Raw genomic sequence first — 13,552 nt, forward strand, 5'->3', positions numbered from 1 at the left:
ATGGTTGAATTATGAAAAAATGTTTTTTTGCTATAAACTAGCAGTTGAAGAGAGGTGAAAGGAATGAAGGCGGATATTCATCCAGATTATAAAGAGGTTACTGTAACTTGTGCATGTGGAAACACTTTTAAAACAGGTTCAGTAAAAGATGAATTGAGAGTTGAAATTTGTTCAGAATGTCATCCATTCTTTACAGGTCGTCAAAAATTTGTTGAACGTGGTGGACGTGTTGAAAAATTCAAGAAAAAATACAACATGGACTAATTTCTTCAGAAAACTGGGTTAGATGCTTGTGCAACTAACCTTTATTTTTTAATTTTTTTAATATTCAGACATTAATATTTAGACATATAGATTGTAATGAAAATATTCTGCATATATGGAATTAAAGTTGATAATTACCAGAATGGTGGTGAAATGATATGAAGATAAAGAATTTAGATAGAACACCAAAGCATATTACAAGTATTGGAGGCCAAGCATTAATTGAAGGGGTTATGATGCGTGGACCAAAGGATATAGCCATTGCTGTCAGAAAACCTGATAAAGAAATTGAGGTAAAAAAAGAAAGATTAAATACCTTAGGTATGAAGCATAAATTATTTAAATTACCATTTCTTAGGGGAGTAGTAGGACTTATAGAAGCATTGATGTTTGGAACTAGAGCTTTAATGTACTCAGCAGAATTTTTTGAAGATGAAGAAGAAGGGCCTGCTAAGGAAAGTTTTACACAAAAGATATTTAAAGATAAAGCAGAAGATGTTGAAATGTTTTTTGCTATTATTAGTTCCATTGCACTTGCCATAGGAATATTTATGATAATCCCTACTATTTTAACGAATTTGTTTAAAAATAAAATTAATAGTCCTATAGGATTAAATCTTATAGAAGGTTTAGTTAGAATAATAATATTTCTAATATATATAATAGGAGTATCAAAATTTGAAGATATAAAAAGGGTATTTGAATATCATGGAGCGGAACATAAGACTATACATTGTTATGAGAATGAAGAAGAACTAACAGTTGAAAATGTAAAGAAATACCCAATTCTTCATCCAAGATGCGGAACCAGCTTTTTATTTATGGTAATGATCATCAGTATATTAGTATTATCATTTTTTGGCTGGCCAAGTCCATTGCAAAGATTTATTATAAGAATTTTGATGTTTCCTGTAATAGCAGGTATATCTTATGAAATCAATAAGCTTATTGGAAAGAGTAATTCTAGATTGGCTTATTTTTTATCTTATCCAGGTTTAATGATTCAAAGGTTAGCCACAGTAAAGGAACCTGATGGTGAGCAAATTGAAGTAGCTATAGAATCTTTAAAGGCAGTTTTAACAGATAATAAGGATGAGGATAAATGGTAGCCATAACTGATTTATTAAAAAGATCTAAGGCTCCTATTTTAGATTCAATTCTAATATTATGTAAATTGTTAGATGTGGATAAAGCATATATATATACTTATGGAGAAAGGGAAGTGCCGGAGGAAGTTGAAGATAAGTTTTTAGAACTTGTAAATAAAAGAGCAGATGGATACCCTATACAGTATATATTAGGTGAAAGAGAGTTTATGGGATTGAATTTTTATCTAGAAGAGGGGGTTTTAGTTCCTAGACCAGATACTGAAATTTTAGTAGAGTATATTATAGATTATATAAATATAAAATATAAAGATATGGAAATTAAAGTCCTAGATTTGGGAATTGGCAGTGGAGCTATTTCTTTAAGTATTGCTAACTACTGTAAAAATGCCTTTGTTTATGGAGTGGATATTTCAGACATTCCTATTAAAGTAGCAAATATTAATAAGGATAATCTTAGATTGTCCAATGTTAATTTTTATAAAGGAGATTTATTCAAAGCTATAGAAACTCTTGACTTAGAAAAACAATTTCAAATTATAGTGTCTAATCCACCATATATCTCAACTGAAGAAATCCAAAGCCTTGATATTACAGTAAAGGATTTTGAACCCAGAATTGCTTTAGATGGGGGATTTGATGGTTTAGACTTTTATAAAAGAATTACACCTGAGAGTAAAAGATATCTAAAGGATAATGGACTTTTGATATACGAAATTGGATATAATCAAGGCAAGAGCGTTAGGGATATTTTAATTAAGGAAGGATTTAGAGAAGTATTTATTCTAAAGGATCTGCAAGGTCATGATAGAGTAGTTTTAGGTATTAAATAATAAGGAGTATGATTCTAATGGGGGAGCTATTGAAATTATTTTGGGTATTTTTCAAAATAGGAGCATTTACTATTGGAGGAGGATATGCCATGCTTCCTTTAATTCAAAGGGAAGTGGTGGATGAAAATAGGTGGCTGACGACAGAAGAATTCATTGACATATTGGCTATAGCAGAGGTGACTCCAGGACCTGTAGCTATTAATACCAGTACCTATGTTGGATATAAGGTAGCAGGTTTTAAAGGTGCTATGTTTTGTACATTGGGGACGATCATTCCTTCATTTACAATTATACTTTTAGTTGTAAAGTTCTTCTGGGGATTCAGACAAAATCCTATAGTGGAAAAAGTATTTCTGGGCATAAGACCAGCAGTTGCTGCTTTGATATTTTCCGCAGTATATAAATTGGGGAAAAATATGAAACTTAATATTTTTGTAATAGCAGGAGCTTTACTTACTGTTTTAGGAGTATTTGTATTTAATGTAAGTCCAATAATTATAATACTAATAGCCGCATTTGGCTCAATTATATATTTTAAGAATAGGGAGAAAAGAATATGACTATATGGAAGCTTTTCGTATCATTTTTAAAAATTGGGGCATTTAGTTTTGGCGGCGGATATGCTATGCTGCCATTAATACAAAAAGAAATAATAGATGTTCATGGATGGCTTACATTAAATGAATTCATAGATATATTGGCAGTGGTGGAAATGACTCCAGGACCAGTTGCTATAAACTCTGCTACTTTCTTGGGTTATAAGGTTGGTGGAATCCTTGGATCAATTGTGGCAACAACTGCAGTAGTCCTACCATCTATTGTTGTAATACTTACTATAGCTCATTTCTTATCAAAGTTTAAGAATTCCCCCTATGTAGATTGGGCATTTAGGGGAATAAGACCAGTGGTTCTTGGACTTATTATTTCTGCCAGTTTATCGGTATCTAAAAACGCCATTATAGATATGAAGACCTTTATATTGGGGTCAGTACTTTTTTATTTAACCTCGTTTAAAAAATTGCACCCAATACTTACAATTATAATTGCAGGTATTGCAGGGGTGATTATTTACTGATTGATAGATAATAAATTAATTGAATAGGATTTTATCAATTAATTATTTGTTTAGACAATGATTAAGAGACGGAGAATAATAAATTTTAACAATCTAATTTATTTTAATGTTTTAATTATTAGCTAAATATAGTTAATTGTTAGTTGAATATAAGGGAGTGATATAATATGTTAGATAAATTAGCCACTATTGAAGAAAGATATATGGAATTAGGTCAACAAGTAATGGATATGGAAGTAATAAGTGATAGAGAGTTATTCCAAAAACTAATGAAGGAGCATTCTGATATAGAGCCTATTGTGTTTAAATATAGGGAATTTGTAAAGACTAGAGATAGTCTTGAGGAAGCTAAGGAAATGCTTAGGGATAAATTAGATGACGACATGAAGGAGTTAGTTAAAGAAGAAATAAAAGAACTTGAAACTTCCCTAGCAAATATAGAGGAAGAACTTCGAGTGTTACTTATACCAAAGGACCCTAATGACCATAAAAATGTTATTGTAGAAATAAGAGGTGGAGCTGGAGGAGATGAAGCAGCTTTATTCTCAGGAGTATTATTTAGAATGTATTCAAGATATGCAGAAAGAAACAGATGGAAAGTAGAAGTAATGAGTACCAATGAAATCGGTATTGGTGGCTTTAAAGAAGTAATATTTATGATAAAAGGTAAAGGTGCCTATAGTAGATTAAAATATGAATCTGGAGTCCATAGGGTTCAGAGAGTACCTGAAACTGAAGCAAGTGGTAGAATTCATACCTCTACTTCTACTGTTGCAGTATTACCAGAGGCAGAAGACGTAGATATAGATATTCAAGAAAAGGATTTGAAAATAGATATATATAGATCTTCTGGAGCAGGTGGACAGCACGTAAATACTACTGACTCTGCCGTTAGGATTACTCATGTACCAACAGGAGTAGTAGTTGCCTGTCAAGATGAAAGAAGCCAAATCAAAAATAAAGAAAAAGCAATGAAAATATTAAAAACTAGATTATATGATAAAATGCTAACTGATCAAGCAACAGAAATAGCAGAAGAAAGAAGAGACCAAGTTGGTACAGGTGATAGAGCTGAGAGAATTAGAACATATAATTTCCCACAAGGTAGAGTTACAGACCATAGGATTAATTTAACATTATATAAATTAGATTCCTTTGTAGATGGGGATTTAGATGAAATGATAGATGCATTAATTACATCTGACCAAGCAAAGAAACTAGGAGCAGAATAATAAATTGGCTATAATAAGTATCAAAAATGGTGCCTGGCACCATTTTTGATACTTATTTAAAATATATTATAATGCCTAATATGAAACCTATAATAGTTGCAATACTAGAAACCCTTCCTTTGTGAAGGGTTTTTGCTGTTGGAATTAGTTCATCACAAACTATATAAAGCATGATACCTCCAGCACTGGCTAGACAAAGGGAAATTACGGAATTAGATATGGTACCTAAATAAGCACCGATATAAGCTCCTATTCCTGTAGGTATTCCGATTAGAACACTAAATAACATTATCTTCCAAGGCTTGACTTTGTTCATGCTTAGGGGCAGTGAAACAGATACTCCTTCAGGAATATTATGTAATAGCATTGCAATACTAAGTACAAGCCCAAAGTCTGATATCCCAACTAAAGTAGAGCCCAATGCCATACCTTCTGGAATACTATGTATAGCCACACTTAGACCTAGAAGAATTCCTGTTCTTGCATTAATAAAATAAGATAATTTTTGTAACAAAATTTCTAATAATGTAATAATAAATACCCCAATGGTAACACCAAATACTACATTGAAAGCTCCTCCTATGTAAAAGGCCTCTGGAAATAAATGAAAACTTACTATAAACATTATAAATCCACCGGTCAATCCCAATAAAAAACTTAATACTTTATCTGTTTTTCTAATATGTATTCCAATTATACTACCTAAACCAATACCTAGCACCCCTATTAAGAGTCCAATGAGCCCTATGATCCATTCATTCATTTTATCTCCTCCCCCATTTATAAATATGAAAGAAATTCATTAATTATTAATTTTTAATTGTTAAATCTTCAATGTTAATTGTTAATTGTCAGGTAATAATATATAATAATATAAAGCAATAGGAGATGAGAAGAAAATAATGGAAACAAAAATAGTAAAAATTGATAAAAATAATGTAGATAAGGACTTAATTAGTGAAGCAGTAAATATAATTAAAAATAGTGGAATTGTTGCATTCCCAACTGAAACTGTATATGGATTAGGTGCTAATGGATTCGATGAATCTGCAATAAAGAAAATATTTGAAGCTAAGGGTAGGCCACAAGATAATCCATTAATTCTTCATGTTCATTCTATGGAGAAAGTTGAAGAATTAGTGGAGGAAGTGCCGGATATTGCTAGAAAATGTATGGAAGAGTTCTGGCCTGGACCATTAACAATTCTTTTTAGAAGATCTAATAATGTACCAGATATGATTACAGCAGGCCTTGATACAGTAGCCATTAGAATGCCAGAGCATAGAATAGCATTAGAGCTAATTAAAATGTCAGATGTTCCAATAGCTGCTCCTTCTGCCAATACATCTGGAAGACCTAGTCCCACATCAGCAGATCATGTAATAGAGGACTTAATGAATAAAGTAGATATGATAATAGATGGAGGGGATACTGGAATAGGTTTAGAATCAACTGTACTAGATTTATCAGGAGATTCACCTATGATTCTTCGACCAGGAGGAGTTACTAAAGAGCAATTACAAAGAATAATACCAAATGTAACTATAGATTCTGCTATAATAAAGGAGAATGAAAATATAATTCCAAAATCACCTGGCCAAAAATATCGACATTATGCACCTAAATCAGATATGATGGTTTTCAGCGGTGATGTTGAAAAAATTGTGGAGAATATTGTTGAAAAAACTAAGGAATATATAAACAGTGGTAAAAGAGTAGGAGTTATCTGTACAGAGGAAACCAAGAAATTTTATAAAGATGGATTAATAATATCCATAGGCAGCAGACAAAATAAAGAAACAATTGCTCACAATCTATTCAATACCCTTAGAAGTTTCGATGAAAAAAATGTAGATATTATATTAGCCGAGGGAGTTGAATTATCGGATTTAGGAATTGCTATAATGAATAGGATGATGAAAGCTGCTGCCGGTAAGGTTATTAATGTATAGAGGGGAGAATTAAATGAAAGTTTTATTTATATGTACTGGTAATACTTGCAGAAGCCCCATGGCAGAGGGGATTTTAAGATCAATGGCAGAAAAAAAGAATTTAAGTATAGAAGTTGAATCGGCTGGAATTTCCGTATTTACTGGAGACAGTGCATCTAAAAATTCCATAATGGCAATGAAAAAAATTGGTATGGATATATCAAAACATAAAGCTAGACAAATTCATAAGGAAATGATAGATAAGGTTGACTTGATTTTAACTATGTCAAAATCACATAAAAACTTTATCATATCACATTTTCCTTCTTCTAGGGAAAAGATATTCACATTGCTAGAATATGCATATAAAATAGATAAGGATGTGGCAGACCCATTTGGAGGAAGATTAGTTATATATGAAAAAACTAGAGATGAGATATATAAAGCAATTGAAACCCTAGTTAATAGAGAAGGATCAATAAAGAATAATTAGAAAATAACAAGGAAGAACTAACATATAATGATTGACCAAATAATTTAATTTGATTGTTTTCAATTTTTAATCCTAACTGTTAATGGTAGAGTAGTCAGATATTTACAATAATTAATGGTTAAATATTAATTGGAAGAAAGGATGAATATAGATGAAAATAGGCATAGGCAGTGACCATGGTGGTTTTGAACTAAAGGAGTATATTAAGGAATATTTAGATAAAGAAGGAATTTCTTATATAGATTATGGCACTAATTCTCTTGATTCAGTAGATTATCCTGATTATGGAAAAAAGGTGGCAGAAGCTGTTGCAGCTAAAGAAGTAAATAGGGCTATAGTTGTTTGTGGTACAGGTATTGGTATTTCCATAGCTTGCAATAAAGTAAAGGGAATTAGATGTGCGTTATGTGGAGATACTTATTCAGCTAGAATGAGTAGAGAACACAATGATGCTAATATTTTAGCCCTTGGTGGCAGAGTAATTGGAAGGGATTTAGCCATAGAAATTGTGTCTATTTGGTTGAAAACAGAATTTTCCAGGGGAAGACATGAAAAAAGAGTAGAAAAAATAAGTGAAATAGAAGGCTAATTTGTGATATAATCTTCAAGGAAAAGAATTAATAGTTAGAAGGGAGTTTTTTATATATGGCAAAAGTAGTAGTATTTGATCATCCTCTTATTAAGCATAAACTTACATTTATAAGAGATAAAAACACAGGATCTAAGGAGTTTAGAGAGTTAGTTACAGAGGTTTCAATGTTAATGGGCTATGAGGTAACCAGAGATTTTCCTTTAGAGGAAATTGAAATAGAGACTCCTCTTACAAAAATGAAATCAGAGGTTATATCAGGTAAAAAAGTAGGACTTATACCAATACTTAGAGCGGGACTTGGAATGGTTGATGGTATGCTAAATCTCCTACCGGCAGCACGTGTAGGACATATTGGACTTTATAGAGATCCAAAAACTTTAAAACCTGTAGAATATTATTGTAAATTACCTCAAGACATTGAAGAAAGGGAATTAATAGTTTTAGACCCTATGCTTGCAACAGGTGGATCAGCTATAGCGGCTATAGACTTCTTGAAGAAAAGAGGCGCTAATTCCATTAGATTAGTTTGTTTAATAGCAGCGCCTGAAGGAGTAAAAGCTGTGACAGAAGCTCATTCTGATGTGGATATCTATGTAGCATCTTTAGATGAAAAATTAAATGATCATGCCTATATAGTACCAGGATTGGGAGATGCTGGGGATAGACTATTCGGCACTAAATAAGGGAGAGGGATTTGTTATGAAAAGCTTTGTAGCGCCATTTTTTATAGCAGTAGCTATCTCATATTTGTTTACTCCTTTGGTGAAAAAACTAGCGTTTAAGGTGGGTGCTGTTGATGTTCCAAAAGATGAGAGAAGAGTGCACAATAAGCCTATGCCCCTTCTTGGTGGTTTAGCTATATTTTTAGCGGTGATTATAGTCACTTTAATATTTTTACCTTTAGAAAAAGAAATTATTTCAATAATAATAGGTGGAGCTGTTATTGTAATAGGGGGAATAATAGATGACCTTAAAGAGCTTAGGCCAAAGACTAAATTTATATTTCAGATTATAGCAGGTCTAATATTAATATATGGTGATGTTAAAGTTGATTTCATTACAAATCCCTTTACAAATGACAATTCGTTAATATATTTAAACTGGCTGTCTTTACCTATAACTTTATTTTGGGTAGTAGGTATTACAAATACATTGAATTTTATAGATGGTTTAGATGGACTATCAGCAGGAGTTGCTATGATATCTAGTATAACTCTTATGATTGTTGCTAGTAATACAGTTGACAGTAATACATATATGATTATACTATCAGCTGCTGTAGCTGGTGCTTGTTTAGGATTTTTACCATTTAATTTTAATCCAGCAAAGATTTTTATGGGAGATACAGGAGCATTATTTTTAGGATTTATGTTAGCAGCCATAACCATAGAAGGTGTTATGAAAAGTGTTGCGGCAATTGCTATTGTTGCACCTATATTAATATTATCCGTACCTATTTTTGATACAACCTTTGCAATATTTAGAAGACTATTAAATGGGCAATCTATATCGGCAGCAGATAAAGGGCATTTACATCATAGACTTTTGAACAGAGGATATTCTCAGAGAAAATCAGTATTAATACTTTATAGTATATCTGCTAGTTTTGGATTATTTGCAATATTAGTGTCCAAGGCTAATAGTAGACAGGCAGTATATCTATCAATATTGTTACTTTTAGCATCAGTATTAGTTGCTATAAAGTTAGGGATATTTGAGAGAAAGTAATTAACAGAGAACAATTAACTTAATTAACAATGAAAAGATTAAAAGGTCAATATTCTTTTAGAAATTTTAAATATTTCTAAATTGCGTAAGTGACCTTTAATGTTAATCATTAACTACAATTGCTAATATTGTTAATTGATGAAAGGATGATAGAGTTGAAGATAATGACTGTTTTTGGTACTAGACCAGAAGGTATAAAAATGGCTCCAATAGTTAAAGAGTTAGAGAAAAGGGAAGGAATTGAATCTGTTATATGTATAACTGCTCAACATAGAGACATGTTAGATCAAGTGCTAAATTTATTTGATATAAAACCAGACTATGATTTAAATATCTTTAAACCGGGACAAACCCTAACTGATATTACAACAAGGGCTTTAGAAGGTTTAGAAGAAGTTATTATAAAAGAAAAACCAGATGTATTATTGGTTCAAGGAGATACTACTACAGTTTTTGCAGGGGCTTTGGCTGCATTTTATCAAAAAGTAAAAATTGGACATGTAGAGGCAGGACTTCGTAGTGGAAACTTATATTCTCCATATCCAGAGGAAGCTAATAGAAAATTAACGGGAATACTTACAGATTTTCATTTTGCTCCTACAGAGAGAAATAGACAAAACTTGCTTAGGGAAGATTATCCGGAGGAAAATATATTTATTACAGGTAATACTGTAATAGATGCTTTAAAATATGCTATTAAGGAAGATTACATATTTGATGTAGATTTATTAAATAAATTAGATTATAAGAATAAAAGGGTAATATTGCTTACATGTCATAGAAGAGAGAATATCGGTAAGCCTATGGAAAATATATTTACTGCAGTTAAGGATATAGTAGATAAATATGAAGATGTAGAGTTGGTTTTTCCAATGCATCTAAATCCAAAAGTACGAGAAATTGCCAGTAAAGTATTGAGTAAAGATGATAGAATACATTTAATAGAACCATTGGATTATGAGCCTATGGCAAATCTTATGTCAAAGGTACATTTAGTTGTTACAGACTCTGGAGGAATTCAAGAGGAGGCTCCTACTTTTGGAAAGCCTGTACTTGTAGTCAGAGAAGAAACAGAAAGACCAGAGGGTATAGAGGCAGGTACTGCAAAGTTATTAGGTACTAAGTATGAAAATGTATTTAATGAACTTAAACTTCTATTATCCAATAGAGATGAATATAATAAAATGGCAAATGCCGTAAATCCCTATGGAGATGGAAAGGCAAGTGAAAGGATAGTAGATATTATAATCAATTCACAATTAACAGAGAACAAATAACAATATTTAAACAATGAAACCCTTAGATCACTAATTTTATTCCTATAGAGCATATTGAAGTTATGATATATCTTAGTTTTTAATATTTTGATGTTTTAATTGTTATTTGAAAATTGTTAATTGAAAAAAGGGGTTGATTGCTTTGGTTGATAAATTAGCTGAACTTAGGGATAGTTTCGGAATGCTTGAAGATGTTTTAAACTATGCATATGAAGGGTATGTATTAGTCGACCCAGAAGGTAAAATAGTTAAGATGAATTATGAAAAGCTTTTAGGCATAAAAGAAGAAGAAGTAATAGGAAAATATGTTGAAGGAATTATAGAGAATACCCGCATGCATATTGTAGTTAAAACAGGCATAAAGGAATTAAGAGATGTTCAAAGGATACAAGGTCATGATATGATTACAAACCGTATCCCAATAATTAAACAAGGGAAGGTAATTGGAGCCGTTGGCACAGTGCTTTTTAAGGATATCAGCGAAGTAAAGGAGTTGGCTCACCAACTCCTTGATTTGCAATCAAAAATAAATAAATATAAGGGTGAAATTGAAAGAATTGAAGGCAGTAAATATTCCTTCGACAGTATAATTACTCAAAACCCAAAGATGGAATATTTAAAAAAAGTCGGCAGTATGGCTGCAGAAACAAATTCAACTGTACTTATTACAGGAGAATCTGGAACAGGTAAGGAATTATTTGCCCATGCAATTCATAGAGCTAGTTATAGGAAAGGAGAGGCTTTCATAGCCATTAATTGTGCTGCAATTCCAAAGGATTTATTGGAGTCAGAATTATTTGGATATGATAGGGGAGCCTTTACAGGGGCTAGAAAAGAGGGAAAGGTAGGAAAGTTTGAGCTTGCTAGTGGAGGGACTCTTTTTTTAGATGAAATCGGAGATATGCCATTGGAGATGCAGGCAAAAATCCTTAGGGTTTTAGAATCTAAGGAGTTTGAAAGGGTTGGAGGTAATAAAAAGATTGCATTTGATGCTAGAGTTATAGCGGCAACTAATGAAAATATAGAAGAAGCAATAAGAAAAGGAAAATTTAGAGAGGATTTATATTATAGATTAAATGTAATAACCATAGAAATTCCCCCACTTCGTGATAGAATAGAAGATATAGAGTCTCTAAGTCAAAATATATTATCTTATTTACTTAAAGAGATGAGATTAGGAGAAAAAAAGATAGATAAAGAAACCATAAGAATTTTTAAATCATATGATTGGCCAGGTAATGTAAGAGAATTAAGGAATGTATTAGAGAGAGCTATTAATCTTTCATCAGGTAAGATTATTTTACCAGACCATCTGCCAGAAAGACTTATAGATAAGGCTGTTTATACTATGGGAGATGGGGAAATTAATAATATACCTTTGTTAAAGGATATTGTTGTAGAGGCTGAAATAGAAGCCATAAGAAAAGCTCTTATACTTACTAAAGGGAATAAGTCGTTAGCTGCCGAAAAACTAGGAATACATAGGACTGCTTTATATAAAAAGATTGATAAATATAAAATGGACAAGTGAAATGTAGCTTAAAATATACAATTTTTGTTGGTGTGTATAAATTTAGATACAAAATTATTATATAAAAACAAGAATAATGTATCTAATTATCTACATTATTTAATTATAGTGCTATATTAATAAATCATATATTAAATACCATATTCTATAAATCAGCTAATTACGACATTATGGCCAATAAAACGTCTTATATAAAAGTTGGCATGAAAATTGCTAATATATTTATTGTGGTGACGTTAAAAAGGCTATAAGTATAAATTGATTTAACAAATATAAATTATAGGAGGTATAAAAAATGAGAGAAGTTATTATTGCTTCAGCAGTGAGGACACCTATTGGGTCATTTGGTGGTAAATTTAAAGATGTTTCTGCTGTACAACTTGGTACAGTAGTAGTTAAGGAAGCATTAAAAAGAGCTAAGGTAGAGCCAAATATGGTGGATGAGGTTATTTTTGGCAATGTATTGCAAGCAGGATTGGGACAAAATGTAGCCAGACAAGTATCAGTGCATGCAGGTATTCCTGTAGAAGTACCTTCTTTTACAATTAATAAAGTTTGTGGCTCAGGGCTTAAAACCGTTGCATTAGCAGCTCAAGCTATTTTAGCCGGAGAATCAGATATAGTAGTAGCTGGTGGTACAGAAAATATGAGTCAGGCACCATATCTATTGAAAAGCGCTAGATGGGGTCAAAGAATGGGCGATGGTAAAATAGAAGACTATATGGTGAAAGATGGATTATGGGATATTTTCAATGATTATCACATGGGTATTACAGCAGAGAATGTTGCAGAAAAATATGGTTTTACTCGTGAAGATCAAGATAAATTAGCATTAGGAAGTCAAAATAAAGCAGAAGAAGCTATAAAAAGTGGAAGATTTAAGGATGAAATAGTTACTGTTGAAGTTCCTCAAAGAAAAGGAGACCCAATTCTAGTAGATACAGATGAATATCCTAAATTTGGTACTACAATTGAAAATTTAGGAAAACTTAGACCAGCATTTAAGAAAGACGGAACAGTAACTGCTGGAAATGCTTCAGGGATCAATGATGGAGCTGCTGCTCTAGTTATAATGAGTAAAGAGAAGGCAGAAGAGCTAGGAATTACTCCATTAGCTACTATTGTGTCTTATGCTTCAGCAGGTGTAGATCCATCTGTTATGGGAACTGGACCTATTCCAGCTACAAGAAAAGCTTTAGATAAGATTAATATGAAAGTTGAAGATTTAGATCTAATAGAAGCAAATGAAGCCTTTGCTGCCCAAGCATTATCCGTTATTAAGGATCTTAACCTTGATACAGAGAAAACTAATGTAAATGGCGGTGCCATAGCTTTAGGTCATCCAATAGGAGCTTCAGGCGCTAGAATATTGGTTTCATTATTACATGAAATGGCAAAACGAGATGCTAAAAATGGTTTAGCTACTCTATGCATAGGTGGAGGGCAAGGAATTGCCATGATAGTTAAACGCTAATATGTTTAACTTAGTT

General features: G+C 32.0%; 15 protein-coding genes. 14 read left to right on the forward strand and 1 reads right to left on the reverse strand.

Annotated elements, in window-relative coordinates:
* The first annotated feature begins 63 nt into the window (after nucleotides 1-63).
* From rpmE to prfA, 6 genes are all read left to right on the forward strand, one after another.
* The gene (rpmE, locus tag ABWP20_RS03250; protein WP_353093693.1) at nucleotides 64-264 is read left to right on the forward strand and encodes a 50S ribosomal protein L31; all 201 of its coding nucleotides are present in this window, start codon (nucleotides 64-66) and stop codon (nucleotides 262-264) included.
* A gap of 158 nt (nucleotides 265-422) precedes the next feature.
* Complete coding sequence (locus ABWP20_RS03255) at nucleotides 423-1,373, forward strand: DUF1385 domain-containing protein (RefSeq protein WP_353093695.1); 951 nt, start codon at nucleotides 423-425, stop codon at nucleotides 1,371-1,373.
* Nucleotides 1,367-2,203, forward strand: coding sequence for a peptide chain release factor N(5)-glutamine methyltransferase (prmC, locus tag ABWP20_RS03260; protein ID WP_353093697.1), 837 nt, complete (start codon nucleotides 1,367-1,369; stop codon nucleotides 2,201-2,203). Before ABWP20_RS03255 ends, prmC begins: the two co-directional genes overlap by 7 nt.
* A gap of 29 nt (nucleotides 2,204-2,232) precedes the next feature.
* On the forward strand, nucleotides 2,233-2,763 hold the full coding sequence (locus tag ABWP20_RS03265) for a chromate transporter (RefSeq protein ID WP_353093699.1): 531 nt from the start codon (nucleotides 2,233-2,235) through the stop codon (nucleotides 2,761-2,763).
* A complete protein-coding gene (locus ABWP20_RS03270) occupies nucleotides 2,760-3,278 on the forward strand; it encodes a chromate transporter (protein WP_353093701.1) in 519 nt (172 codons plus the stop codon). Before ABWP20_RS03265 ends, ABWP20_RS03270 begins: the two co-directional genes overlap by 4 nt.
* Before the next feature lie 167 nt (nucleotides 3,279-3,445).
* A complete protein-coding gene (gene prfA / locus ABWP20_RS03275) occupies nucleotides 3,446-4,510 on the forward strand; it encodes a peptide chain release factor 1 (protein WP_353093703.1) in 1,065 nt (354 codons plus the stop codon).
* Nucleotides 4,511-4,562: 52 nt separating this feature from the next.
* On the opposite strand, the gene ABWP20_RS03280 is transcribed toward prfA, so the two are convergent.
* Nucleotides 4,563-5,273, reverse strand: a complete 711-nt coding sequence (locus tag ABWP20_RS03280) for a ZIP family metal transporter (protein ID WP_353093705.1) — start codon at nucleotides 5,271-5,273, stop codon at nucleotides 4,563-4,565.
* 139 nt (nucleotides 5,274-5,412) lie between these two features.
* On the opposite strand from ABWP20_RS03280, the gene ABWP20_RS03285 reads away from it, so the two are divergent.
* The 8 genes from ABWP20_RS03285 to ABWP20_RS03320 all read left to right on the forward strand — a co-directional run bounded on the left by ABWP20_RS03285 (nucleotide 5,413) and on the right by ABWP20_RS03320 (nucleotide 13,536).
* Nucleotides 5,413-6,462, forward strand: coding sequence for an L-threonylcarbamoyladenylate synthase (locus ABWP20_RS03285; protein ID WP_353093707.1), 1,050 nt, complete (start codon nucleotides 5,413-5,415; stop codon nucleotides 6,460-6,462).
* A gap of 13 nt (nucleotides 6,463-6,475) precedes the next feature.
* Nucleotides 6,476-6,934, forward strand: coding sequence for a low molecular weight protein arginine phosphatase (locus ABWP20_RS03290; protein ID WP_353093709.1), 459 nt, complete (start codon nucleotides 6,476-6,478; stop codon nucleotides 6,932-6,934).
* A gap of 151 nt (nucleotides 6,935-7,085) precedes the next feature.
* A complete protein-coding gene (gene rpiB, locus ABWP20_RS03295) occupies nucleotides 7,086-7,523 on the forward strand; it encodes a ribose 5-phosphate isomerase B (RefSeq protein ID WP_353093711.1) in 438 nt (145 codons plus the stop codon).
* Between the two features lie 56 nt (nucleotides 7,524-7,579).
* Nucleotides 7,580-8,209, forward strand: a complete 630-nt coding sequence (gene upp / locus ABWP20_RS03300; RefSeq protein ID WP_353093713.1) for a uracil phosphoribosyltransferase — start codon at nucleotides 7,580-7,582, stop codon at nucleotides 8,207-8,209.
* Between the two features lie 16 nt (nucleotides 8,210-8,225).
* Complete coding sequence (locus tag ABWP20_RS03305; protein ID WP_353093715.1) at nucleotides 8,226-9,254, forward strand: glycosyltransferase family 4 protein; 1,029 nt, start codon at nucleotides 8,226-8,228, stop codon at nucleotides 9,252-9,254.
* A gap of 155 nt (nucleotides 9,255-9,409) precedes the next feature.
* Entirely contained in the window at nucleotides 9,410-10,531 is a 1,122-nt protein-coding gene (gene wecB / locus ABWP20_RS03310; RefSeq protein WP_353093717.1) for a non-hydrolyzing UDP-N-acetylglucosamine 2-epimerase, read from the forward strand.
* Nucleotides 10,532-10,673: 142 nt separating this feature from the next.
* Complete coding sequence (locus ABWP20_RS03315) at nucleotides 10,674-12,062, forward strand: sigma-54 interaction domain-containing protein (RefSeq protein ID WP_353093719.1); 1,389 nt, start codon at nucleotides 10,674-10,676, stop codon at nucleotides 12,060-12,062.
* A gap of 295 nt (nucleotides 12,063-12,357) precedes the next feature.
* Nucleotides 12,358-13,536 carry an acetyl-CoA C-acetyltransferase gene (locus ABWP20_RS03320; RefSeq protein WP_353093721.1) on the forward strand — a complete coding sequence of 393 codons (1,179 nt, stop codon included), beginning with the start codon at nucleotides 12,358-12,360 and terminating at the stop codon, nucleotides 13,534-13,536.
* Nucleotides 13,537-13,552: the final 16 nt, after the last annotated feature.

It is taken from the genome of Tissierella praeacuta (assembly GCF_040396155.1).
In the GTDB taxonomy this organism is placed as follows: domain Bacteria; phylum Bacillota; class Clostridia; order Tissierellales; family Tissierellaceae; genus Tissierella; species Tissierella praeacuta_A.